This is a genomic window from Citrobacter sp. Cpo148 (assembly GCF_030332375.1).
Classification (GTDB): domain Bacteria; phylum Pseudomonadota; class Gammaproteobacteria; order Enterobacterales; family Enterobacteriaceae; genus Citrobacter; species Citrobacter portucalensis.
This window is the reverse complement of the sequence record NZ_JAOWHY010000034.1, coordinates 39,258-62,069: the sequence shown is the minus strand read 5'-3', so window position 1 is coordinate 62,069 and position 22,812 is coordinate 39,258. Positions and strand designations below refer to the sequence as shown.

The following is a 22,812-nucleotide window of genomic DNA, read 5'->3' as shown; positions in this document are numbered from 1 at the left end:
CCGTGTCCCGTATTATTATGCTGATCCCTACCGGAACCAGCGTCGGCCTGACCAGCGTCAGCCTTGGCGTGATCCGCGCAATGGAACGCAAAGGCGTTCGTCTGAGCGTCTTTAAGCCGATCGCTCAACCGCGTGCCGGTGGCGATGCGCCAGACCAGACTACCAGCATCGTCCGTGCTAACTCTTCTCTGCCAGCCGCTGAGCCGCTGAAGATGAGCCACGTTGAATCTCTGCTGTCCAGCAATCAGAAAGATGTGCTGATGGAAGAGATCATCGCGAACTACCACGCGAACACCAAAGACGCTGAAGTTGTACTGGTTGAAGGCCTGGTCCCAACCCGTAAACATCAGTTCGCGCAGTCTCTGAACTACGAAATCGCGAAAACGCTGAACGCGGAAATCGTCTTCGTTATGTCTCAGGGTACCGACACCCCGGAACAGCTGAACGAGCGTATTGAACTGACTCGCAGCAGCTTCGGCGGCGCGAAAAACACCAACATCACCGGCGTAATCGTTAACAAACTGAACGCACCGGTTGATGAGCAGGGCCGTACTCGCCCGGATCTGTCCGAGATTTTCGACGACTCTTCCAAAGCGAAAGTGATCAAAGTTGATCCGGCTAAACTGCAAGAATCCAGTCCGCTGCCGGTTCTGGGCGCGGTGCCATGGAGCTTCGATCTGATCGCTACTCGTGCAATCGATATGGCGCGTCACCTGAACGCCACCATCGTAAACGAAGGCGATATCAACACCCGTCGCGTGAAGTCTGTGACGTTCTGCGCACGCAGCATTCCACATATGCTGGAACACTTCCGCGCAGGCTCCCTGCTGGTAACTTCCGCAGATCGTCCTGACGTACTGGTTGCAGCATGCCTAGCGGCCATGAACGGCGTGGAAATCGGTGCCCTGCTGCTGACTGGCGGCTACGAAATGGACGCGCGCATCACTAAACTGTGCGAACGTGCATTTGAAACCGGCCTGCCGGTATTCATGGTAAACACCAACACCTGGCAGACCTCTCTGAGCCTGCAGAGCTTCAACCTGGAAGTTCCGGTTGACGATCACGAGCGCATTGAGAAAGTTCAGGAATACGTTGCTAACTACATCAACGCTGACTGGATTGAATCCCTGACTGCGACCTCTGAGCGCAGCCGTCGTCTGTCTCCGCCAGCGTTCCGTTACCAGTTGACCGAGCTGGCACGCAAAGCGGGCAAACGCGTTGTTCTGCCGGAAGGCGACGAACCGCGCACCGTTAAAGCGGCAGCCATCTGTGCTGAACGTGGTATCGCAACCTGCGTACTGCTGGGTAACCCGGATGAGATCACCCGCGTTGCAGCCTCTCAGGGCGTTGAACTGGGCGCTGGTGTAGAAATCGTTGATCCAGATGTGGTTCGCGAAAGCTACGTTGCTCGCCTGGTCGAACTGCGTAAAAACAAAGGTATGACCGAAACCGTTGCCCGCGAACAGCTGGAAGACAACGTGGTTCTCGGTACCCTGATGCTGGAACAGGACGATGTTGACGGTCTGGTTTCTGGTGCAGTACACACCACCGCGAACACCATCCGTCCGCCGCTGCAGCTGATCAAAACTGCACCGGGTAGCTCTCTGGTGTCTTCCGTGTTCTTCATGCTGCTGCCGGATCAGGTTTACGTTTATGGCGACTGCGCGATCAACCCGGATCCGACTGCAGAGCAGCTGGCAGAAATCGCGATTCAGTCCGCTGATTCCGCAATTGCCTTCGGTATCGAACCGCGCGTAGCGATGCTCTCCTACTCCACCGGTACTTCTGGTGCAGGTAGTGACGTAGAGAAAGTTCGCGAAGCAACCCGTCTGGCACAGGAAAAACGTCCTGACCTGATGATCGACGGTCCGCTGCAGTACGACGCCGCCGTTATGGCTGACGTAGCGAAATCCAAAGCGCCGAACTCTCCGGTTGCAGGTCGCGCTACCGTGTTCATCTTCCCGGATCTGAACACCGGTAACACCACTTACAAAGCGGTACAGCGTTCTGCCGACCTGATCTCCATCGGGCCAATGCTGCAGGGTATGCGCAAGCCGGTGAACGACCTGTCTCGTGGCGCGCTGGTAGACGATATCGTCTACACCATCGCACTGACCGCGATCCAGTCTTCCCAGCAGCAGCAGTAATCTGCCGAGTGTGCCGGATCTCTTATCCGGCAACACATCTGCTTATCAAACCGGAAATAGCTGATATTTCCGGTTTTTTTATGTCTTTTTCCCCTTTGGCATAATCTGAAACATTTGGCTGGATGCGCTGCATCAATGAATAACTATTCTTCTGTTCGCATACTTACTCTCTTTTGCGTTGCAACAGGGATAGTCTTTCATGTCAGCAGTAACAGAATCACAGCCAGCTAAAAAATGGGCGATGCCCGACACGCTGGTGATTATTTTTTTCGTCGCCATTTTAACCAGTCTGGCAACATGGGTTGTTCCCGTCGGGATGTTCGACAGCCAGGAAGTTCAGTATCAGGTTGATGGACAAACCAAAACCCGTAAGGTGGTTGACCCCCATTCCTTTCGTATTCTGACCAACGACGCAGGTGAAGAGCAGTATCACCGGGTGCAGTTATTCACCACCGGAGATGAACGCCCAGGCCTGATGAATTTCCCGTTTGAAGGATTAACCTCCGGCTCGAAATTCGGCACTGCTGTCGGCATCATTATGTTTATGCTGGTCATTGGCGGCGCATTCGGCATCGTTATGCGTACCGGCACCATTGATAACGGCATCCTGGCGCTCATTCGCCATACGCGGGGCAACGAGGTCCTGTTTATCCCAGTGCTGTTTATTCTCTTCTCCTTAGGCGGCGCGGTGTTTGGCATGGGGGAAGAGGCTGTTGCCTTTGCCATTATCATCGCGCCTTTGATGGTACGCCTAGGTTACGACAGTATCACCACCGTGCTGGTTACCTATATCGCGACTCAGATTGGTTTCGCCAGCTCATGGATGAACCCATTTTGCGTGGTAGTCGCGCAAGGTATTGCGGGGGTACCGGTGCTCTCTGGTTCCGGGCTACGCATCGTGGTCTGGGTGATCGCTACACTAATCGGGCTGACCTTCACGCTGGCCTATGCGGCGCGTATCAAAAAGAATCCGCTTTTGTCCCGGGTACATGAATCCGACCGCTTCTTTCGCGAGCAGCAGGACGAAGTCGTGGAACGACGCTTCACGCTGGGCGACTGGTTAGTGCTAGTGGTGCTGACCGCTGTGATGATTTGGGTTGTCTGGGGCGTTATCGTCAACGCGTGGTTTATTCCTGAGATCGCCAGTCAGTTCTTCACGATGGGTCTGGTGATTGGCATTATCGGCGTCGTGTTTCGGCTCAACGGCATGACGCTCAACATCATGGCCTCCTCATTCACTGAGGGCGCACGAATGATGATTGCCCCTGCCCTGCTGGTTGGTTTTGCCAAAGGCATTTTACTGCTGGTCGGTAATGGAGAGGCGGGTGAAGCCAGCGTGTTAAACACTCTGCTGCACAGCATTGCCAATGGCATCAGCGGGCTGGATAACGCCATCGCGGCGTGGTTTATGCTATTGTTCCAGGCAGTATTTAATTTCTTCGTCACTTCCGGCTCTGGTCAGGCTGCGTTAACCATGCCGCTACTGGCACCGCTGGGCGATCTGGTTGGCGTAAACCGTCAGGTCACAGTCCTGGCCTTCCAGTTTGGCGACGGATTCAGTCATATTATCTATCCGACGTCAGCATCTCTGATGGCTACGTTAGGCGTTTGTCGGGTGGATTTTCGTAACTGGCTGAAGGTAGGTGCTACACTGTTGGGACTGCTGTTTATTATGTCCAGCGTGGTGGTGATTGGCGCGCAGATGATGGGTTACCATTAAAAAGTGTGCGTCCGGCCTACTCGATTTCTCGACGCAGTAGGCCGGATGAACAGAGTTTACTCAGCTTCTTCCTGCTTTTCGGCTTTCGCCCCTTCATTCTTGGCGTTGCGGGTCATCCACAGCGCCAGGGCTTTCAGGGAGTCCGGTGTAAATTCGTCGCAGCGCGCGGTAATTTCTTCCGGCGTCAACCAGCAAACTTCACTGACCTCATCTTCCTGAAGCGCAAACGGTCCGTGGGAAACGCAGCTAAACAACCCCCCCCATACGCGACAGTTCTGGTCTTCAAAGTAAAACTGACCATGCTCGGCAAACGGCACGCCCGCAATCCCCAGTTCCTCTTCTGCTTCACGACGCGCTGATTCCAGCATCTGCTCGTCAGCCTGAACCACACCGCCTGCGGTGGCATCCAGCATGCCGGGCAAAAAATCTTTTGTCTCAGTGCGACGTTGAACCAGAATTTTGCCCATACCATCATGCACAACGATATACGTTGCACGATGGCGTAAGCGTTGCGCCCGCATTTGTTCCCGGCTGGACTGTGCAATGACTTCGTTGTCTTCATTCACAATATCCACCCATTCCGTACTTGCCAAACGACGCTGTTCCACCATCAGGAAACCTTCTTTTTTCTGGCGCTCTTACGGCGCGTTTATGTTTGTGGGGTAAATTACGGATTAATCTCGACCTGTGCAATAACACTTTGATCATTGAGTGCCATTACGCTGAGAACATTATCATCCAGAATCCCGTAACTTGCCGCAAAGCCCCCTTTCGGGATGCTTACCGAGCCGGGATTGAAATGATAGATACCCTCGCGCCGCTCAGCAACCGGCAGATGAGTATGCCCATAAACCAGAACATCGCCCGCATTGAGCACCGGCATATTTTGCGGGCCAAAAAGGTGTCCGTGCGTCAAAAAGAGTCGCTGGTTTTCTGTCAGAATTTGCTGCCACGGCGCAGTCATCGGAAAATGCAGGAGCATCTGATCCACTTCGCTGTCGCAATTACCACGCACCGCAATAATTCGCGATGCCAGCTCATTCAGCCGTTCAGCAACCTGCGCAGGTGCATAGCCTTCTGGAAGCGCATTACGCGGCCCGTGGTTTAAAACATCACCCAATATCACCAGCCATTGCGCGCCGCTTGCAGCAAACCGTTCGAGTACGCGTTCCGTGGCTGGCAACGAACCATGAATGTCCGATGCGAACATCAGTTTCATCACTCACTCCTCGCTGAAAATCACCTTGTAATGATACTGGATTACGGCCCGTTTTTCAGCAGGAACGCTTCGCTGAAAGCGCGATAAAACGCTGTACTGAAGCGCGCTGCCACTGGAAGGTGGCGTATTCCGCAAGCGCTTCTGGAACCTCATCACCATTCAGGACCAGGCGATTAAGCATTAGCGCTAAATCACAGTCAGCGATACACCATTCGCCAAATAAATTCTGCTTACCGTGGCTCAGTAAACTGCTCGCAGTAGCGAACAGTTTTTCCGCACTGGCTTTTCCCGCTTCGCTTAACGGTCCTTTCTTCACGCCAGCAAAAACGACATCTGTTGATCGTTCCTCACGGATAGGCATTAAATCGCTGCGGATCCACGCCTGAACCTGGCGCGCCCGAGCGCGCTTTTGTACATCGTGTGGGTAGATACGCTCCCACTGTGGCGGTGCAAAGCTCTCTTCCAGGAATTCCGTAATCGCTGATGATTCGCTCAGTTCAAAACCATCGATCTCAAGAACCGGTACGCGGCGCGTCAAGGCGTAACCTTGCCATGAAGGATGCAAGTGTTCACCACTATTGAGATCAACGGTTTTCAGCGTGAAAGGTAGCCCCTTCTCTTGCAGAGCGACATAAACAGACAGCACGTAGGGGGAGAAAAAATTGGCATCTGACCACAGCGTAATTGCAGATTTGCTCATAATGTCCTCTGAAGTGTATTGGCTTGCTTTCAAAATATAGAGTCTTTCTCTCGCTGTCACTTGATGAAAACTCACGCACGCCAACAGGCTCTATACTTGTAATGACCCGGTTCATGACAAAACGGATGCTGAAAATGATCGATCTCTATTACACGCCATCGCCAAACGGTCACAAAATCACGCTGTTTCTTGAAGAGGCACAGCTGCAATACCGTCTGATTCATGTCGATATCAGCAAAGGCAGCCAGTTTCGCCCCGATTTTCTGCTGATCTCGCCGAACAATAAAATCCCGGCCATTATCGATCATGCGCCGGAAGATGGCGGAAGGCCCATCAGCTTGTTTGAGTCCGGAGAAATTTTACTCTATCTGGCGGAGAAGAGCGGTAAGCTGCTCAGCGGTGAATTACGCGAACGCCACACCACACTGCAGTGGCTGTTCTGGCAGGTCAGCGGTCTGGGTCCCATGCTGGGGCAGAATCATCATTTCAGTCATTACGCTCCGCAAACGATCCCTTACGCTATTGAAAGATACCAGGTTGAAACCCAGCGCCTGTACAACGTGATGAATAAACGTCTGGAAACGTCACCCTGGCTGGGAGGCGATCACTACAGCATTGCTGACATTGCCTGCTGGCCGTGGATCCACGCCCATCAGCGTCAGCGCATCGACCTCGACAATTACCCGGCGGTCAATAACTGGCACGAACGCATCCGTACGCGTCCTGCCACGGAACGCGCCATGCAGCAAGCACTGAGTGAGAAGCGGTGACGCAATTCGGTTCTCGTGTATCATGCAGAGGTTCATACATGGAGGAAACCTGCAATGTCACAACCTGACGCTATTATTCGTATAAAAAACCTTCGTCTGCGCACCTTTATCGGCATTAAAGAAGAGGAGATCCTTAACCGCCAGGATATCGTCATCAACATTGCCATTCACTATCCGGCAGACAAAGCGCGTACCAGCGAAGATATCAACGACGCGCTGAATTACCGCACTATAACCAAAAGCATCATTGCCCACGTGGAGGGTAACCGCTTCTCATTGTTAGAAAAATTAACTCAAGATGTGCTCGATATCGCACGCGAACATCACTGGGTCACTTATGCTGAAGTCGAGATAGATAAACTTCACGCATTGCGTTACGCCGACTCAGTATCAATGACGCTGAGCTGGCAGCGCTAAAACGTAACCCGGGAGGCGACATGCAGATTCTGATTACCGGCGGTACTGGCCTGATTGGACGTCATCTGATCCCCTGCCTGCTGGAACTGGGGCATCAGATAATCGTAGTGACACGTACCCCTGATAAGGCTCGTCAGATTCTCGACTCTCGGGTCACGTTATGGAAAGGACTGGAAGAGCGGCAACATCTCAATAATATTGATGCCGTGATTAACCTTGCCGGAGAGCCTATTGCAGATAAGCGCTGGAGCGCACAGCAAAAGGAACGCTTGTGCCAGAGCCGTTGGGGCATTACGCAGAAACTGGTCGATTTAATCAATGCGAGCGAGACGCCGCCCTCAGTGTTAATCTCCGGTTCCGCTACCGGTTACTACGGCGATTTGGGCGAAGTTGTGGTTACGGAAGAAGAGCCACCGCATAACGAATTTACCCACAAGCTGTGCGCCCGCTGGGAGCAAATTGCCAGCACTGCGCAAAGCGACAAAACCCGCGTGTGTATGCTGCGTACCGGCGTGGTACTGGCCTCAGCAGGCGGCATTCTGGCAAAAATGGTCCCGCCGTTTCGTCTTGGCTTAGGCGGCCCGATCGGTAATGGACGCCAGTATATGGCCTGGATCCATGTTGATGATATGGTCAACGGAATTATCTGGCTGCTGAATAACGATCTACGCGGTCCCTTCAATATGGTTTCGCCATACCCGGTGCACAATGAGCAGTTTGCCCACGCGCTGGGTCACGCTCTGAACCGCCCTGCCATTCTGCGCATTCCCGCCACCGCTATGCGAATGCTGATGGGGGAATCGTCAGTACTGGTCCTTGGTGGACAACGCGCATTGCCCAAACGCCTGGAAGCTTCCGGTTTTACGTTTCGCTGGTACGATTTAGAAGAAGCGCTGGCGGATGTCATCCGATAACCCCAATGCACTATTCACAGTCGCCGTTGTGGTGGTAAGGTTATAGACCAGATTTCCGCAATGGCGACGTTATGGCGATAATATCGACTCCCCGACTTACCCTCTCTTTGTTTCAATTTTCTGACTGGTCATTTTTCCAGAAACTCCGTGAATGTCCTGAAGTCATGCGCTATATGGGCAACATCGCCCCGGCGAAAGATACGCGGCTGTTATTCGCCAGACGTCTGGCCGCACAGCACACTTTCGTCATCCGCGAACATAACAGCCCGACGCCACTTGGCGATATTGGTCTGCAAATCAGCCATCTTTACCCGCAGGAAGCCGACCTCGGCTACGCCATCATGCCACAGGCTCAGGGGAAAGGTATTGCCAGCGAAGCCGTGCGCTCGGTGTGCCAGTATGCCTTCGAGCATGCAGGTGTGACGGCGATAAACGCATACGCGCTGGCGGATAACAAGGGTTCAATCCGTATTCTGGAAAAGACAGGCTTTGTACGTACGCAGGTACTGGAAAAGGCGTATGAGATTGACGGCATCGCCTACGACGACTGGGTGTTTCGGCTGGAGCGCGACGCGCTAAAATTGTAAGCCCGGAAAGCGTAGCGCCTCCGGGCTGTTGACTTACTTCAGCGATCCTTTAAGGAACTGCTGCAAACGCGGGCTTTGCGGATTACCGAATACCTGCTCCGGGTCGCCCTCTTCCTCAATTTTCCCCTGATGCAGGAAAATCACGTGCGTGGAAACATGACGAGCAAACCCCATTTCGTGGGTCACCACCACCATGGTTTTCCCCTCTTCAGCCAGCTGTTGCATAATGCGCAGCACTTCACCCACCAGCTCAGGATCAAGCGCCGACGTAGGTTCATCAAACAGCAACACTTCCGGTTCCATCGCCAGCGCACGGGCAATGGAAACACGCTGCTGCTGACCACCGGACAGGTGCACCGGATATTTGCCCTGTGCGCGCTCATCAATGCCCACTTTAGCCAGATACTTCACCGCACGGTCGCGAGCTTCCTGCTTGCTCAGCCCCAACACCTGAATCGGCGCTTCCATGACGTTTTCCAGCACTGTCATGTGACTCCACAGATTAAAGTGCTGAAAGACCATCGTCAGACGCGTACGCAGCAGGCGTAGCTGATTTTTGTCCGCAACCTTCAACTGGCCGTCTTTGTCGCGCACCAGACCAATGTTCTGACCGCTGACGACAATCGACCCGGCACTCGGTTTCTCGAGAAAGTTAATGCAGCGCAGGAAGGTACTTTTACCGGAACCTGACGAGCCAATAATGCTGATAACATCACCCGCGTTGGCCTGCAGCGATACCCCTTTCAGCACTTCATGTTCGCCGTAGTGCTTATGTAAATCGATAACGTTTAATTTATTTTCAGACATCGTGTTACTCGAATCATTTAGAGGATACATGCTGCAACCAGCGTTTTTCCGCTTTACGGAACAGACTGATCAGGACATACGAAATAATCAAATACAGCACAGCGGCAATACCGAAGGCGGTAAACGGCTGATACGTTGCCGAGTTGATATCGCGAGCGATTTTCAACAAATCTGGCACCGTGGCCGTAAATGCCAGCGCCGTGGAGTGCAGCATTAAAATGACTTCATTGCTGTATGCCGGCAGCGCAATACGCAGCGCGGAAGGTAAAATAATGCATCGATACAGTTTGAATGACGAGAAACCGTATGCGCGCGCAGCCTCAATCTCACCGTGAGGCACGGAACGGATAGCCCCGGCGAAAATCTCCGTGGTATAGGCGCAGGTATTCAGCGTCAGCGCCAGCACGGTGCAATTCAGCCCGCTGCGGAAAAACGCGTTGAGGAAGTCCGTTCCTTTGACTATCTCCAGCGTATACATCCCGGAATAAAACACCAGTAGCTGAACGTACAGCGGCGTGCCACGAAAAATATAGGTGAACAGCCAGATGGGAAACTGGATAAATTTATTACTGGAAACGCGACCAATCGCCAAAAAGAGAGCCAGTATTCCGCCCATCACTACTGACGAAATCAAAAGCCACAGGGTGATAGCGACGCCAGTGTAGCGATATCCGTCGGTCCACAGCAGGGACTTCCAGTATTCCTGAATAATCTCGATCACAGGTCAGCCCTCTTCACACCCACGGAATAGCGGCGCTCAAGGTATAGCAGCACACCATTAGAAACAGTGGTAAACACCAGATAGATGACCCCGCACACGACGGCAAAATAGAACGGCTCCCAGGTGCTCTTCCCGGCAAGCTGAGTCGCTTTCACCACGTCTTCAAGTCCAAGCAACGATACCAGCGCCGTAGCCTTAAGAATAACCTGCCAGTTATTGCCGATTCCCGGTAAGGCATATCGCATCATCGCCGGGAACATAATGCGACGAAATATTTGTGAGCTGGTAAAGCCAAACGCCGTCGCGGCTTCAATATGGCCTTTTGGTACAGCCATAAACGCACCGCGAAAAGTTTCGGTAAAGTAGGCACCGTAGATAAATCCAAGGGTGATAATGCCCGCAACCATCGGATCAATATCAATCTGGCCGATACCGATGGCATCGGTAATGGTATTCAGCGCGATTTGTAATCCGTAGAAGATGAGCAGCATTAAGACCAGATCGGGCACGCCGCGGATTAGCGTTGTGTACCCTTCGAAAATAAGTCCCATTGCCCGGCTTTGCGACAGCTTTGCTGCTGCGCCGACAAGACCTATCAGAACCGCCAGTACCACCGAGCTGAGTGCCAGCTCCAGCGTAACAATTGCGCCCTGTAAAATAACACCTGAAAAGCCATACAACATGCTGCCTGTCCTGTCGTGTGTGGTGGAGTAGTAAGCCTCTTTTGATTTCAGACTAACCGTTAAATGCCGGATGGCGGCCTTGCCTTATCCGGCCTACAAAATCACCGTAGGCCGGATAAGCGCAGCGCCATCGGGCATAAATTCAACGCGTCAAAAATCTACGGGCTTTATCAGCACCTGCGGTAATTAACCGCCGTAAACATCAAAATCGAAGTACTTTTTCGCCAGCTTCTCGTAAGTACCGTCAGCTCGCATTTCGGCAAAGGCTTTATTCAGCGCTTCGCGCAGTTCATTATCGTCTTTGCGCAGCCCCATACCGGTACCCACGCCGAACAACTTCTCGTCTTTCACAGACGGGCCGCCGAATTTGTAATCTTTACCGACTGGCTGTTTCAGGAAGCCTTCGCTAGCCGCGACTTCATCCTGGAACGCGGCGTCAATACGCCCGGCAGTCAGGTCAGAATAGATATTGTCCTGTCCCTGATAAGAGACAATCTCAATACCTTTTGGCGCCCAGTGTTCGTTGCCGAAGGTTTCCTGGGTAGTGCCCTGCAGCACACCAACACGTTTGCCTTTCAGCGACTCAATGGTCGGCTGAATAGCAGAATCTTTAGCGACAACCAGACGCGAATCGGCTGCATAAAGCTTGTCGGTAAATGCGATTTCCTGCTGACGTTTTTCAGTAATGGAAAGCGAGGACATGATGGCATCGATTTTCTTCGCTTTTAGCGAAGGGATCAGCGCGTCCAGCGGGTTTTCCACGAAGGTACATTGCGTATTGATACGTTTGCACAGCTCTTTAGCCAGATCGATATCAAAACCGACTAATTCACCCTGCGCATTCTTCGATTCGAACGGCGCATAAGTAGGATCGGTACCGATACGAATTTTTTGCGGAATGGCTGCAAATGCTGCGGTAGCACTGGAGAAAGCCAGAACCAGAGAAAGAGACAACACCAGTTTTTTCATAACTATCCTCAACAGACTGTCTTTTATAGGGGATCTTTACAGGACCAGGTGCAGTTATCGTGCCATTAATCAGGCCGACAAGGCAAAGCATTCTACCCTGTCGGCGGTATTTATTTGCATGAAAAGCGCTTAAGTATGCACTCATGCTTATTAAGTCAGCGATAAAAGCACCAAAACAGTGCACTGAATTTATTATGCACCGAAATGGTTACCCGCAATGGTGCAGTCAATTCCCCACGCCGCTGTATTAATCGCCGTAGACATTAAAATTAAAATATTTGCTCGCCATTTTGTCGTAGGTGCCGTCTTTACGCAGTTCGCCCAGCGCTTTGTCGAAAGCGGCTTTCAGCTCTGCATCATCTTTGCGCAAGCCAATCCCGGTTCCGTCACCAAAGTATTTTTTATCTTTCACCGACGGACCGGCAAAAGCGTAATCCTTACCAGCAGGCTGCTTCAGGAAGCCTTCGCTGGCCGCGACTTCATCTTGCAATGCCGCGTCCAGACGGCCTGCCGTCAGGTCAGAATAGATGAGGTCCTGGTTCGCATAGGCCACCACGTCCACGCCTTTGCTGCGCCAGTTGTCATTGGCATAGGCTTCCTGAGTAGAGCCTTGCAGGACGCCAACGTGTTTACCCTTGAGGGAATCCAGAGTCGGCTGAATTGGGGAACCTTTCGCGGCGATCAGACGTGAGTCTGCAGCGTAAAGTTTGTCTGAGAACGCAATCTCTTGCTGACGCTTTTCGGTGATAGAAAGCGAGGAGATGATGGCATCAATTTTTTTCGCTTTCAGCGATGGGATCAGCGCATCAAAGTCACTGGCAACCCAGGTGCATTTGATCTGCATGCGCTTACACATCTCATTTCCCAGATCGATATCGAAGCCGACAAAGTCGCCTTTGGCATCTTTAGAGGAAAAAGGAGCGTACGTTGTATCTGTACCAATACGAACCGTCTGCGGAAGTGCTGCGTAGCTGGCCGCGGTGGCGGAGAGTCCTACCAGCAAAGACAAAGCAAGAACCGTCTTCTTCATACATAACCCTCAAGTGGCGTAATTTTATTATGTTTTACGTTGTGTTGTGTGTTTGCAGACTTTTTCATGCATGTCTTATGCCATTTTCGCGTCGATGAGGATATTCGACGTTAAATATGTTAATAAAACGTTGCAATAATGTCCTGATTTTGAAGATAGCAGGTCTGGAGGTTGAACCGCAGCGTTTCGTTGAGTTTTAACGAATTAAATGTTGAGGATATGATCGCGGTTACAAAATTGCCCTGAAACAGGGCAACGGATGATTCTTTGCACGCTGATGGAACGGCTTACGCCCCTTGCCAGCGGGTGAACAGGTCCTGTGGAAGGGTAATATCAAACTGGTCAAGCACGCGATTAACCGTTTGATTAATCACATCATCGAGCGTTTGGGGACGATGATAAAACGCCGGGACAGGTGGCATAATTACCGCCCCAATTTCTGCCGCCTGCGTCATCAATCGCAAATGCCCCAGATGCAGCGGCGTTTCGCGTACACACAGCACCAACGGACGACGTTCTTTCAACACCACATCTGCCGCACGGGTAAGCAACCCATCGGTGTAACTGTGGACGATGCCAGAAAGCGTTTTGATTGAACAAGGCAGAATAACCATTCCGGCGGTCTGAAAAGAGCCGGAGGAGATACTGGCGGCGATATCACGGGTATCATGATTCACATTTGCCAGCGCCTGCACGTCGCGCACAGAGAGGTCCGTTTCCAGCGCCAGCGTCTGTCGGGCAGCGGCACTCATCACCAGGTGGGTTTCCACATCAGTGACGTCACGCAATACCTGCAACAGGCGCACGCCGTAAATTGCCCCGCTTGCACCAGAAATACCAATGATGAGTCGTTTCATGTGTAATCGCCCTTACTTGCTCAGGGCCGACTTTGCAGGAAATTACGGTGAGTTGCAAGCAAGGGCGCAGATTGTGCCCTTGCTTGCGAGCAAACATTAACCTTCGTTGTGCATCTCAAGGTTTTCCGCTTCGTTCTGACGCAATACCGCTTTGGCATCGTCATTACGCAGGGAGTCGAGGAAATCGAGATATTGCTGGTCGACGTCTTTGGTAACGTACACCCCGTTAAACACTGAACATTCAAACTGCTGAATATCCGGGTTCTCAGCACGGACAGCTTCAATCAGATCGTTCAGATCCTGGAAGATCAGACCATCTGCGCCGATTATCTGGCGAATCTCGTCCACTTCACGACCATGCGCAATCAGCTCCGTCGCCGTAGGCATATCGATGCCATAAACGTTCGGGAAGCGAATTTCCGGGGCGGCAGAGGCCAGATACACCTTCTTCGCTCCGGCTTCACGCGCCATCTCGATAATCTGCTCAGAAGTGGTGCCGCGCACGATGGAGTCATCCACCAGCAGCACGTTTTTATCACGGAATTCCGCACGGTTAGCGTTCAGCTTACGGCGCACGGATTTACGGCGCAACTGCTGGCCCGGCATGATAAAGGTACGGCCCACATAGCGGTTTTTCACAAACCCCTGGCGGTACGGCTTACCGAGAATACGAGCAATTTCCAGCGCGATATCACAGGAGGTTTCCGGGATTGGGATTACTACGTCGATGTCCAGATCTTCCCACTCACGGGCAATTTTTTCGCCAAGCTTAGTCCCCATATTCACACGGGCGCTGTAGACGGAAATCTTGTCGATAAAGGAGTCAGGACGTGCGAAGTAAACGTATTCAAACAGACATGGATTGCTCACCGGGTTATCGGCACACTGACGGGTAAACAGCTGGCCTTTTTCGGTGATGTACACCGCTTCGCCAGGTGCTACGTCGCGCAGGAATTCAAAGCCCAGCGTATCCAGCGCTACGCTCTCAGACGCCACCATGTACTCGGTACGGCCATCGCCAATATCGCGTTTGCCCATCACCAGCGGACGGATACCGTTAGGGTCGCGGAAGGCAACCATACCGTGACCGATAATCATCGCCACACAGGCATAGGCGCCGCGAATCTGGCGGTTGGTTGCCGCAATGGCCGCAAAAATATTGTCGGCTTCCAGCGGGTAATGGCGGAAGTTATCCAGCTCGCTGGCGAAAATATTCAGCAGAATTTCAGAATCTGAAGTGGTATTGATGTGGCGGCGCTTTTCTTCAAACAGCTTTTTACGCAACTCATGCGCATTGGTCAGGTTGCCATTGTGGGCAAGCGTAATGCCATACGGTGAGTTGACGTAAAAAGGTTGAGCTTCGGAGGCGCTGGAGCTGCCAGCCGTTGGGTAACGCACATGACCGATGCCCATATTGCCCTGCAAACGCTGCATATGGCGCGCTTCAAAAATATCGCTCACCATTCCGTTTGCTTTACGCAAGCGGAAGCAGTTGTTGGCATCAATGGTGATGATGCCCGCAGCATCCTGACCACGATGCTGGAGCACCGTTAACGCGTCATAAATCGACTGGTTTACCGGCATAACACCGGCGATACCGACAATACCGCACATACGTCTTTTCCTCGTTCAGCAACGACCCAAAGTTTATACTTTGGGCAAGAAACTTGACGAGCTTTGCAGATAGTCAAAGAACCATCTGATGATGAAACTGAACTGCGGGATCAGCTGTGACTTACCCCAGTCTTCACTTTTCGACAGACCGGTAAAGGTATCGAGAAAGAACAGTATGGCGGCGACGATCAACGCTCCACGCAAAGCACCGAAGCAGATCCCCAACACCCTGTCGGTACCCGACAGTCCTGTTTTCTCTACCAGTTGGCCTATCACAAAGTTAACGATAGCGCCGACGATAAGTGTCGCGATGAACAGTATCGCGATAGCAATCCCATTTCGAACCAGTTCGTCTTCAAAGCCCGTAAACCAGACAGACAGGTAAGTGTAGTAATGGCTGGCGACAAAGAAAGCACAACCCCAAGTCACCAACGATAATGCTTCACGAACAAAGCCACGGATCAGGCTAACCAGACAGGAAAAACCAATCACCGCGATAATGGCGTAATCAATCCAGACCATATGTGTCCCACGATTTTACGCCCTGTCGTCCTGTTCGGGGCGCATTCTAACAGAAAAAGAAAACGTTTGCGTAGGGATTTCCTTTCCACGCGTAAATAAAAATGGCGCTGAAAAAATCTTCAACGCCATACGATTTTATGCCTCTTCGGGCACTGCCGGATGGCGGTGTAAACACCTTGTCCGGCCTACATCAGAGCAACGTAACGCAATCCCTTAGTTAGGGGTATACCCCATCACCACCCCGCTCAAACCAGAGATCTTCTGCAGCTCGCCCAGCGAGTTCTTCAGCTTATCTTTGGAGGCGTCAGGCCCTACGAGAATGCGGGTTATTTTACCCTGCACCGGCGTTGACGGGGAAGTATATACCCGGAAGCCCGCGCCACGAAGTTTACCCACGATCTCATTGACCTTATCCGCGTTTTTCAGCGCACCGAGCTGTACTACGTACGCTTTGCCGGTTGGGGCTGGCGCTTCCTCAGCGGCCGGTTTCGGCGCTGGAGTCGGTGCCGGCGTTGGCGTCGGGGCGACGGCAACAGGCTGCGGTTTCGGTTTAGGTTTAGGTGGTTCCACAGGCGCAGGGACAGGATCTAACTCCGCGCTGTTTGCCGTCGTCAAACGTGATGGATCCAACGATGGCGCGGCAGCATCACCCGCACGCACCTCTTCTGCCGCCCCTTCCGGCGGCTGAGTCGGCAGCGCCTGCGTTGCTGCAGGCATCATGTCTGGTTCATCGCGATCGCCGGGTTTAGGCACCAGTGGGATCGCTGCAAATTCATCCTGATAATGCTTTTTCTGGCCGTCAAGCAGCCCGGGAAGCACAATCACCCCGAGCGCGACCAGCACAATTGTGCCGACTAATCGATTCTGAAACTTACTCGCCACCGCTTCTCCCCACGTCTATTACTTCCATGACATGTGCGACAGTGTGAAACGATCCACACACCAACACGGTATCTTCTGGCTTCGCCTCAGCAAGTGCCGCAGCCCATGCCTGCGCCACGCTGTCATAAGCGTTGCCTTTGCCCAGGTGCTCCAGCAGCTGTTCTGCCGTTGCACCACGCGGCCCTTCCAGGGGCGCACAGTACCAGTCGTCAACCACGCTTTTCAGCCAGGCCAACGTACCGGCAATATCTTTATCATGTAGCATACCGATAACCGCAAGTACACGCCCGCTTTTCACTAACTTTTTCAGACGTCCGGTCAGATACTCCGCCGCATGCGGGTTATGGGCAACATCAAAAATCACACGCGGCGACTCGCTCACAATCTGGAAGCGTCCCGGTAAAATCGCTTGTTCGATACCGTCACGAATGGCCTGCTCGCTGACGTTAAGACCGCTTGCGCGCAGTGCAGCCAGTGCGGTTGCAGCATTAGGTTGTGGCACCTGCGGCAACGGCAGGTGCGCCAGCGTTCCATGAGCATCAGTAAACGACCAGTCGTTCTCCGTGACCGCATAGCGCCAGTCCACACCACAACGTTGCAAAATCGCCCCGCTCTCCTGAGCGACATCCGCGATGGTGTAAGGCATTTCCGGTTCGCCGACGATGGCCGGTTTATCTGCGCGGAAAATCCCTGCCTTCTCACGACCAATACTTTCGCGATCCGGGCCCAGCCAGTCAGTATGGTCAAGCGCAATACTGGTGACTACTGCGACATCGGCATCGACGATATTGGTGGCGTCAAGGCGGCCGCCTAACCCCACTTCCAGAATAACAACATCCAGTTGGGCCTGTTTAAACAGCCAGAGTGCCGATAACGTACCGTATTCAAAGTAAGTCAGGGAAATGTCACCACGTGCGTCTTCAATCTCAGCAAACGAGGCGGTATGAGCTGATTCCGGCAGTTCACGCCCCTGCACGCATACGCGTTCCGTGTAGCGCACCAGATGAGGCGAACTGTACACCCCAACTTTATAGCCTGCCGCAGTCAGCACAGATTCCAGCGTACGACAGGTTGTGCCTTTCCCATTGGTTCCTGCCACCGTAAAAACAAATGGCGCAGGTTTCAACACACCCAGTTTACGCGCCACCTGGCTGACGCGTTCAAGGCCCAGATCGATGGTTTTACTGTGCAGGTTTTCAAGATAAGAAAGCCACGACGCCAGGGGCGACGCGGCTTGAGGGATACGTTTATTGTCCATGATGCCTGTAGATTCTTTACGTTGAGAAAAGCAAAAGGGCAGCGCCAACCGGCCTGCCCTTTTTTACACGTCGTTTTCCACGTTGCAGATGTGTTGGCTGTACTCGCTCTCCCGAATCACTTAACGGTGTAAGTTCATCGGGATTAACACTCTTGTCGCCTGCCTGCAACCCGAAACCCATAGCGTAAACTATCAGGCCTCTGGTTCCTGATCGGGAACCGGAGGTACCACTTCGCCTTCACGCGGCTCATCCGGATTCGGCGCAGGAAGATTCATCAGCTTCGCCAGGATGCTTGCCAGTTTCAGGCGCATTTCCGGACGGCGGACGATCATATCGATAGCGCCTTTTTCAATCAGGAACTCGCTGCGCTGGAATCCCGGCGGCAGTTTCTCACGTACGGTTTGCTCGATAACACGCGGCCCCGCAAAGCCGATCAACGCTTTCGGTTCGGCAATGTTGAGATCGCCCAGCATCGCGAAGCTTGCGGAAACACCACCCATTGTTGGGTCGGTCAGTACAGAAATATACGGTAAACCGCGTTCCTGCATTTTCGCCAGCGCAGCAGAGGTTTTCGCCATCTGCATCAAAGACATCAGCGCTTCCTGCATACGCGCCCCGCCAGAAGCGGAGAAGCAGATCAGCGGACAGTTGTCTTCCAGCGCCTGCTCAACGGCACGGACAAAACGCGCGCCGACCACAGAGCCCATGGAGCCGCCCATAAACGCGAACTCGAATGCCGCAGCAACGACCGGCATACCGTGAAGTGTGCCTTTCATCACCACCAGCGCATCTTTCTCGCCGGTTTCTTTCTGCGCAGAAGCCAGTCTGTCTTTGTATTTTTTGGAGTCACGAAACTTCAGCACGTCTTTCGGCTCAAGCTCGCTACCCAGTTCCACAAGAGAACCTTCATCTAACAGGCTATGCAGGCGATTGCGCGCCGACATGCGCATATGATGGTCACACTTCGGACAGACCTCAAGATTACGTTCCAGCTCAGCACGGTATAAAACCTGACCGCAGCTATCACACTTGGTCCACACCCCTTCAGGAATGCTTGCCTTGCGGGTGGGAGTAATGTTGCTTTTAATTCGTTCAATCCAGCTCATTGGTGACCTTTCTGCCTGAACCCTAGTCAGCTTTGTTATAAGGGGCGCATAATGCCATTTTTGCCCCTAACAGACCATGAATGTTGCACATTAAAACATAACAGCCCGAAACTTTGGATAAAAAAGTGGTCGAACCGCTGAGTTACTTTCTATTTTGCAGCCCGTGACGCAGCACGCTTATGGCGAATTACTTCAATCACCCCCGGCAATACGGAAAGGACGATAATCGCCACAATCAATAATTTCAGGTTTTCCTGGACGATCGGCAAATCGCCGAATAGGTAGCCTGCGTAGGTGAACAACAATACCCACAGCAATGCACCTACGACGTTATACATCGCAAAGTGACGGTAGGACATATGTCCCATACCGGCAACAAACGGCGCAAATGTACGCACGATAGGCACGAAACGCGCCAGGATAATCGTCTTACCGCCATGACGCTCGTAGAACGCATGGGTTTTATCCAGGTAGCTGCGGCGGAAAATTTTGGAGTTCGGGTTACTGAAAAGTTTTTCCCCGAACAATCGGCCAATCGTGTAGTTCACCGCATCGCCCACAATCGCCGCCACAATCATCAGTGCCACCATCAGATGAACATTAAGATCGTTGGTTGGCAGCGCAGAAAGCGCACCCGCAACAAACAGCAGCGAGTCCCCTGGCAGGAATGGTGTCACCACCAGCCCGGTTTCACAAAACAGGATCAGAAACAGAATGGCGTATACCCAGATACCGTATTCCGCAACCAGCTCCGCCAGGTGCACATCAATGTGCAGGATAAAATCGATAAGAAAGTAAATCAGGTCCATAGTTTTGCCTTTATACGACTCAAATTAGTCCGCCAGAAATAGCGGGCCCATAGGCGGTTTTGGCAGGTCGAACCGGTCCGGGTAATCTACCGCAACCAGATACAGTCCTTCCGCTTTCGCCGTTGCCGCTGCCAGCGTTCTGTCCTTTGCTGCTAACAGTTCTGCTATCCAGCTCTCCGGCTGGTTGTTGGCGCCAACTTCCATCAGGCTGCCGACAATATTCCTGACCATATGATGTACAAAGGCATTCGCTTTAATATCCACCACCACATATGCACCGAAACGTTCGACGTTAATGTGCATCACGTTTCGCCACGGCGTGCGCGACTGACACTGCACCGCTCGAAACGAGGTAAAATCATTTTCGCCAATCAGACACTGGGCCGCACGATGCATACGCTCAGCGTCCAGCGGTTCATAGTAATGGGTTACCCCTTTACCCAAAACCGCAGGGCGCAACCGATGATTGTAGATGATGTAGCGATAACGGCGAGCCGTGGCGCTAAATCGGGCATGAAAATCATCGGGTACAGCTTTAACCCAGCGCACGGCGATGTCACCAGGTAAATTCGCATTTACCCCCAGTGTCCAGGCCGCATCTTTACGCTGGGCAGTGGTTTCAAAATGCACGACCTGCCCAGTGCCATGAACGCCCGCATCCGTGCGTCCTGCACAAAAAACATTGATGCGTTCATTCGCCACCTGAGAGAGCGCTTTTTCCAGTTTTTCCTGAACGCTACGCACTTCGTTCTGGCGCTGCCAGCCATAATATTTGCTGCCGTCATACTCAATGCCCAGCGCAATTTTATGGGTTGACGGCTGTTGCTGGTCAGACATTAGTACAGGTACTCCTGCACCAGTTTTTCCGCTATTTTCACCGCCATTAACGCGCCGCCAAAGCGTACGTTGTCCGCCACAGACCAGAACTGAACCTGCTCTGGCATACCGTAATCATTATGCACGCAGCCAATAGAAAGGTGCGGCGTGCCCGATGCATCGCCAACCTGGGTCGGGAAATCGGTCTCTTCCGACAACACCACGTCTTCACCGCGTGAAAACGCATCGCGCGCTTCTTCCGCCGCCAACGGGCGCAGGGCCTCAAAATTCACCATCTGCGCGTGGCCATAAAATACCGGGGACTGCACGATGCTGGCAGAGATGAGCAGACCGTCATCCTGCATAATTTTGCGCACTTCATCAACGATACGACGTTCTTCACGCACGCTACCTTCACGATCGGGCAGCAGCGGCAGCATGTTGAATGCCAACTGACGGCCAAAGAAATCATCTTCGTCAATCGGGATACCGTTAAGCAGTTTTGCACTCTGTCCGGCCAGCGCATCCACCGCTTTTTTGCCATGAGCGGAAGCTGAGATAATATTGGTCACCGTAATACGCGAAAGCCCACCGTCATCAATCAACGGTTTCAGTGCAGACAGCAGTTGGCTGGTCAGACTGTTAGGCACCGCAATCACATTGCGGTTACGGTAATCCGCCAGCACGAACGGGTTAACGTCCGGAACCACCAGCGGAACGTCTGGCTCAAGCGCGAACAGACCGCTGCTGTCGATCACCAGGCAACCCGCATTAGTGGCTTCTTCTACCCAGGCGGCGGTGGCTTCAGCGCCCGCAACAAAAAATGCCAACTGTGCCTGCGTCCAGTCAAAGTCTGCAACGTCCTGCACTATGACCGATTTACCGTTAAAACGCAGATGTTCACCGGCGCTTTCATTACGCGCCAGCGCATAAATTTCACCGACCGGGAACTGGCGTTCAGCCAGCGTATCGAGCAGGGCTTCGCCTACGGCGCCCGTTGCGCCCAGAATGGCAATATTCCAGCCTTCAGACATGGTGATTTACTCCAAGAAATACGTAAGCGTCCCTGTCGCATTATTCGACAGGGAGCATTAAGAAGACATTAATGTGCCGGATGATGAACAGCGTTAAAACCCAGCTTACACAATAAGGCAGCAGCCGTTGCGTCGTCACACATCACATATAAAGACGACCATTCACGACGCTCAAGGTAATTTTTACGCAGTTTATCAAACTCACCCGGAATTCCAGCGACTTTGCGCAGCGGCGCATCATCGCGGCGCACATCATACACTAAATGCACCAGCCTTTTCAGCGTTGGCTGATCTAACGGGCCATGTAGGGTGATACGACCAAATTCCGGCGCGGGTAACAGGGTACTGAGCGCAACGTGCTGCTCGTGACCAATAAACTTACTATAGGCCTCAAAGACCTGCGTGGTGCCACGCGCTTTTCCTTCGAGGGTATACCCGGCAATGTGCGCCGTGCCGATATCGGCTTTCTCCAGCAACGCCACATTGAGATCCGGCTCTCCTTCCCAGACATCCAGCACAACGCTCAGCGACTGACCGGCATTCAATCGGTTCAGCAATGCCGTATTGTCGATGACCGCCCCACGGCAGGCGTTGATCAGAATGGTGCCCGGCTTCAACCGGCTAATCAGCGCGTCATCCGCCATGTGCAGTGTTTTGTACGGCCCGTCTTTAAACAGCGGGGTATGGAAAGTCAGCACATCGGCTTGCTCAACCAGTTCATCCAGCGAGCAGAAATTGCCTTCGTCACCGCGATCGGCTCGCGGTGGATCGCACAACAGCGTGCGGATCCCCAGCGCTTCCAGACGCGCCTGCAAACGCCCGCCCACATTGCCCACACCCACAATGCCTACGGTGCGATCGCGTAACGCAAACCCGTCGCGCTCCGCCAGCATCAGCAACGCTGAAAAAACATATTCTACGACCGCTATTGCGTTACAACCGGGCGCGGCGGAAAAACCGATCCCCGCCTGCGCAAGCCAGGCGTCATCCACATGGTCTGTGCCAGCGGTTGCCGTACCGACAAATTTAACCGGTTTTCCGCCAAGCAGTGATTCATTTACTTTCGTCACCGAGCGCACCATTAAAGCATCCGCATCATCCAGTTCAGCAACGGGAATCGGACGACCGGGAACCGCTTTGACCTCCCCCAAACGACTGAACAGTTCGCGGGCATAGGGCATATTTTCATCAACGAGGATTTTCACGTCTTTCGCACCTGTTTGAGAACG

The 22,812-nt window shown here is 52.9% G+C and carries 24 protein-coding genes; 6 read left to right on the top strand and 18 right to left on the bottom strand.

Going from position 1 to position 22,812, the window contains the following annotated elements:
* Nucleotides 1–2: 2 nt before the first annotated feature.
* Both pta and yfcC read left to right on the top strand, forming a co-directional pair.
* A complete protein-coding gene (gene pta, locus OGY10_RS02175; RefSeq protein WP_008785351.1) occupies nt 3–2,147 on the top strand; it encodes a phosphate acetyltransferase in 2,145 nt (714 codons plus the stop codon).
* 199 nt (nt 2,148–2,346) lie between these two features.
* The gene (gene yfcC, locus OGY10_RS02170; protein ID WP_191226970.1) at nt 2,347–3,867 is read left to right on the top strand and encodes a putative basic amino acid antiporter YfcC; all 1,521 of its coding nucleotides are present in this window, start codon (nt 2,347–2,349) and stop codon (nt 3,865–3,867) included.
* Between the two features lie 56 nt (nt 3,868–3,923).
* Here yfcC and yfcD read toward each other — a convergent pair whose 3' ends face one another.
* The 3 genes from yfcD to yfcF are packed head-to-tail and all read right to left on the bottom strand — an operon-like array spanning nt 3,924 to nt 5,786.
* Nucleotides 3,924–4,478, bottom strand: coding sequence for an NUDIX hydrolase YfcD (gene yfcD, locus OGY10_RS02165; RefSeq protein ID WP_003834775.1), 555 nt, complete (start codon nt 4,476–4,478; stop codon nt 3,924–3,926).
* A gap of 56 nt (nt 4,479–4,534) precedes the next feature.
* On the bottom strand, nt 4,535–5,086 hold the full coding sequence (gene yfcE, locus OGY10_RS02160) for a phosphodiesterase (RefSeq protein WP_008785353.1): 552 nt from the start codon (nt 5,084–5,086) through the stop codon (nt 4,535–4,537).
* A 55-nt stretch (nt 5,087–5,141) separates the two neighbouring features.
* Complete coding sequence (gene yfcF, locus OGY10_RS02155; RefSeq protein ID WP_003834778.1) at nt 5,142–5,786, bottom strand: glutathione transferase; 645 nt, start codon at nt 5,784–5,786, stop codon at nt 5,142–5,144.
* Nucleotides 5,787–5,920: 134 nt separating this feature from the next.
* On the opposite strand from yfcF, the gene yfcG reads away from it, so the two are divergent.
* From yfcG to OGY10_RS02135, 4 genes are all read left to right on the top strand, one after another.
* Nucleotides 5,921–6,556 carry a GSH-dependent disulfide bond oxidoreductase gene (yfcG, locus tag OGY10_RS02150; RefSeq protein WP_020996685.1) on the top strand — a complete coding sequence of 212 codons (636 nt, stop codon included), beginning with the start codon at nt 5,921–5,923 and terminating at the stop codon, nt 6,554–6,556.
* Nucleotides 6,557–6,610: 54 nt separating this feature from the next.
* A complete protein-coding gene (gene folX, locus OGY10_RS02145; RefSeq protein ID WP_003028107.1) occupies nt 6,611–6,973 on the top strand; it encodes a dihydroneopterin triphosphate 2'-epimerase in 363 nt (120 codons plus the stop codon).
* A gap of 20 nt (nt 6,974–6,993) precedes the next feature.
* Nucleotides 6,994–7,887, top strand: a complete 894-nt coding sequence (locus OGY10_RS02140; protein WP_191226968.1) for a TIGR01777 family oxidoreductase — start codon at nt 6,994–6,996, stop codon at nt 7,885–7,887.
* A gap of 71 nt (nt 7,888–7,958) precedes the next feature.
* The gene (locus OGY10_RS02135) at nt 7,959–8,474 is read left to right on the top strand and encodes a GNAT family N-acetyltransferase (RefSeq protein WP_191226967.1); all 516 of its coding nucleotides are present in this window, start codon (nt 7,959–7,961) and stop codon (nt 8,472–8,474) included.
* 33 nt (nt 8,475–8,507) lie between these two features.
* Here the strand turns inward: OGY10_RS02135 and hisP are convergent, their stop codons facing one another.
* The 15 genes from hisP to pdxB form a co-directional block, all read right to left on the bottom strand.
* Complete coding sequence (gene hisP, locus OGY10_RS02130; protein WP_003028114.1) at nt 8,508–9,281, bottom strand: histidine ABC transporter ATP-binding protein HisP; 774 nt, start codon at nt 9,279–9,281, stop codon at nt 8,508–8,510.
* Nucleotides 9,282–9,294: 13 nt separating this feature from the next.
* A complete protein-coding gene (gene hisM / locus OGY10_RS02125; protein ID WP_003028116.1) occupies nt 9,295–10,002 on the bottom strand; it encodes a histidine ABC transporter permease HisM in 708 nt (235 codons plus the stop codon).
* Nucleotides 9,999–10,685, bottom strand: coding sequence for a histidine ABC transporter permease HisQ (locus OGY10_RS02120; protein WP_003028118.1), 687 nt, complete (start codon nt 10,683–10,685; stop codon nt 9,999–10,001). Before OGY10_RS02120 ends, hisM begins: the two co-directional genes overlap by 4 nt.
* Before the next feature lie 186 nt (nt 10,686–10,871).
* Nucleotides 10,872–11,654, bottom strand: coding sequence for a histidine ABC transporter substrate-binding protein HisJ (gene hisJ, locus OGY10_RS02115; protein WP_003028120.1), 783 nt, complete (start codon nt 11,652–11,654; stop codon nt 10,872–10,874).
* Nucleotides 11,655–11,901: 247 nt separating this feature from the next.
* Nucleotides 11,902–12,684, bottom strand: coding sequence for a lysine/arginine/ornithine ABC transporter substrate-binding protein ArgT (argT, locus tag OGY10_RS02110; RefSeq protein ID WP_006683634.1), 783 nt, complete (start codon nt 12,682–12,684; stop codon nt 11,902–11,904).
* A 287-nt stretch (nt 12,685–12,971) separates the two neighbouring features.
* Entirely contained in the window at nt 12,972–13,541 is a 570-nt protein-coding gene (locus tag OGY10_RS02105) for a UbiX family flavin prenyltransferase (RefSeq protein ID WP_003028125.1), read from the bottom strand.
* Between the two features lie 96 nt (nt 13,542–13,637).
* Entirely contained in the window at nt 13,638–15,155 is a 1,518-nt protein-coding gene (gene purF / locus OGY10_RS02100) for an amidophosphoribosyltransferase (protein ID WP_003028127.1), read from the bottom strand.
* 33 nt (nt 15,156–15,188) lie between these two features.
* On the bottom strand, nt 15,189–15,677 hold the full coding sequence (cvpA, locus tag OGY10_RS02095) for a colicin V production protein (protein ID WP_003028129.1): 489 nt from the start codon (nt 15,675–15,677) through the stop codon (nt 15,189–15,191).
* 213 nt (nt 15,678–15,890) lie between these two features.
* The gene (gene dedD, locus OGY10_RS02090; RefSeq protein ID WP_003834793.1) at nt 15,891–16,559 is read right to left on the bottom strand and encodes a cell division protein DedD; all 669 of its coding nucleotides are present in this window, start codon (nt 16,557–16,559) and stop codon (nt 15,891–15,893) included.
* Entirely contained in the window at nt 16,549–17,817 is a 1,269-nt protein-coding gene (gene folC, locus OGY10_RS02085; protein ID WP_191226966.1) for a bifunctional tetrahydrofolate synthase/dihydrofolate synthase, read from the bottom strand. The genes dedD and folC overlap by 11 nt, the downstream gene beginning before the upstream one ends.
* A gap of 192 nt (nt 17,818–18,009) precedes the next feature.
* Entirely contained in the window at nt 18,010–18,924 is a 915-nt protein-coding gene (accD, locus tag OGY10_RS02080; protein WP_003834797.1) for an acetyl-CoA carboxylase, carboxyltransferase subunit beta, read from the bottom strand.
* A gap of 149 nt (nt 18,925–19,073) precedes the next feature.
* Nucleotides 19,074–19,733 carry a DedA family protein gene (locus OGY10_RS02075; protein WP_003028140.1) on the bottom strand — a complete coding sequence of 220 codons (660 nt, stop codon included), beginning with the start codon at nt 19,731–19,733 and terminating at the stop codon, nt 19,074–19,076.
* Nucleotides 19,734–19,757: 24 nt separating this feature from the next.
* Nucleotides 19,758–20,570, bottom strand: a complete 813-nt coding sequence (gene truA / locus OGY10_RS02070) for a tRNA pseudouridine(38-40) synthase TruA (protein ID WP_003028142.1) — start codon at nt 20,568–20,570, stop codon at nt 19,758–19,760.
* Nucleotides 20,570–21,583 (bottom strand): aspartate-semialdehyde dehydrogenase, encoded by a 1,014-nt coding sequence (locus OGY10_RS02065; protein WP_008785360.1) that lies wholly within the window; start codon nt 21,581–21,583, stop codon nt 20,570–20,572. Before OGY10_RS02065 ends, truA begins: the two co-directional genes overlap by 1 nt.
* Before the next feature lie 68 nt (nt 21,584–21,651).
* Entirely contained in the window at nt 21,652–22,788 is a 1,137-nt protein-coding gene (gene pdxB / locus OGY10_RS02060; protein WP_032944094.1) for a 4-phosphoerythronate dehydrogenase PdxB, read from the bottom strand.
* Nucleotides 22,789–22,812: the final 24 nt, after the last annotated feature.

Bases quoted from the DNA above. Each gene is read 5' to 3' on its own strand.
- yfcC (WP_191226970.1), top strand. From the start codon at position 2,347: ATGTCAGCAGTAACAGAATCACAGCCAGCTAAAAAATGGGCGATGCCC.
- yfcD (WP_003834775.1), bottom strand. From the start codon at position 4,478: ATGGTGGAACAGCGTCGTTTGGCAAGTACGGAATGGGTGGATATTGTG.
- yfcE (WP_008785353.1), bottom strand. From the start codon at position 5,086: ATGAAACTGATGTTCGCATCGGACATTCATGGTTCGTTGCCAGCCACG.
- yfcF (WP_003834778.1), bottom strand. From the start codon at position 5,786: ATGAGCAAATCTGCAATTACGCTGTGGTCAGATGCCAATTTTTTCTCC.
- yfcG (WP_020996685.1), top strand. From the start codon at position 5,921: ATGATCGATCTCTATTACACGCCATCGCCAAACGGTCACAAAATCACG.
- folX (WP_003028107.1), top strand. From the start codon at position 6,611: ATGTCACAACCTGACGCTATTATTCGTATAAAAAACCTTCGTCTGCGC.
- OGY10_RS02140 (WP_191226968.1), top strand. From the start codon at position 6,994: ATGCAGATTCTGATTACCGGCGGTACTGGCCTGATTGGACGTCATCTG.
- OGY10_RS02135 (WP_191226967.1), top strand. From the start codon at position 7,959: ATGGCGATAATATCGACTCCCCGACTTACCCTCTCTTTGTTTCAATTT.
- hisP (WP_003028114.1), bottom strand. From the start codon at position 9,281: ATGTCTGAAAATAAATTAAACGTTATCGATTTACATAAGCACTACGGC.
- OGY10_RS02120 (WP_003028118.1), bottom strand. From the start codon at position 10,685: ATGTTGTATGGCTTTTCAGGTGTTATTTTACAGGGCGCAATTGTTACG.
- hisJ (WP_003028120.1), bottom strand. From the start codon at position 11,654: ATGAAAAAACTGGTGTTGTCTCTTTCTCTGGTTCTGGCTTTCTCCAGT.
- argT (WP_006683634.1), bottom strand. From the start codon at position 12,684: ATGAAGAAGACGGTTCTTGCTTTGTCTTTGCTGGTAGGACTCTCCGCC.
- OGY10_RS02105 (WP_003028125.1), bottom strand. From the start codon at position 13,541: ATGAAACGACTCATCATTGGTATTTCTGGTGCAAGCGGGGCAATTTAC.
- purF (WP_003028127.1), bottom strand. From the start codon at position 15,155: ATGTGCGGTATTGTCGGTATCGCCGGTGTTATGCCGGTAAACCAGTCG.
- cvpA (WP_003028129.1), bottom strand. From the start codon at position 15,677: ATGGTCTGGATTGATTACGCCATTATCGCGGTGATTGGTTTTTCCTGT.
- folC (WP_191226966.1), bottom strand. From the start codon at position 17,817: ATGGACAATAAACGTATCCCTCAAGCCGCGTCGCCCCTGGCGTCGTGG.
- accD (WP_003834797.1), bottom strand. From the start codon at position 18,924: ATGAGCTGGATTGAACGAATTAAAAGCAACATTACTCCCACCCGCAAG.
- OGY10_RS02075 (WP_003028140.1), bottom strand. From the start codon at position 19,733: ATGGACCTGATTTACTTTCTTATCGATTTTATCCTGCACATTGATGTG.
- truA (WP_003028142.1), bottom strand. From the start codon at position 20,570: ATGTCTGACCAGCAACAGCCGTCAACCCATAAAATTGCGCTGGGCATT.
- OGY10_RS02065 (WP_008785360.1), bottom strand. From the start codon at position 21,583: ATGTCTGAAGGCTGGAATATTGCCATTCTGGGCGCAACGGGCGCCGTA.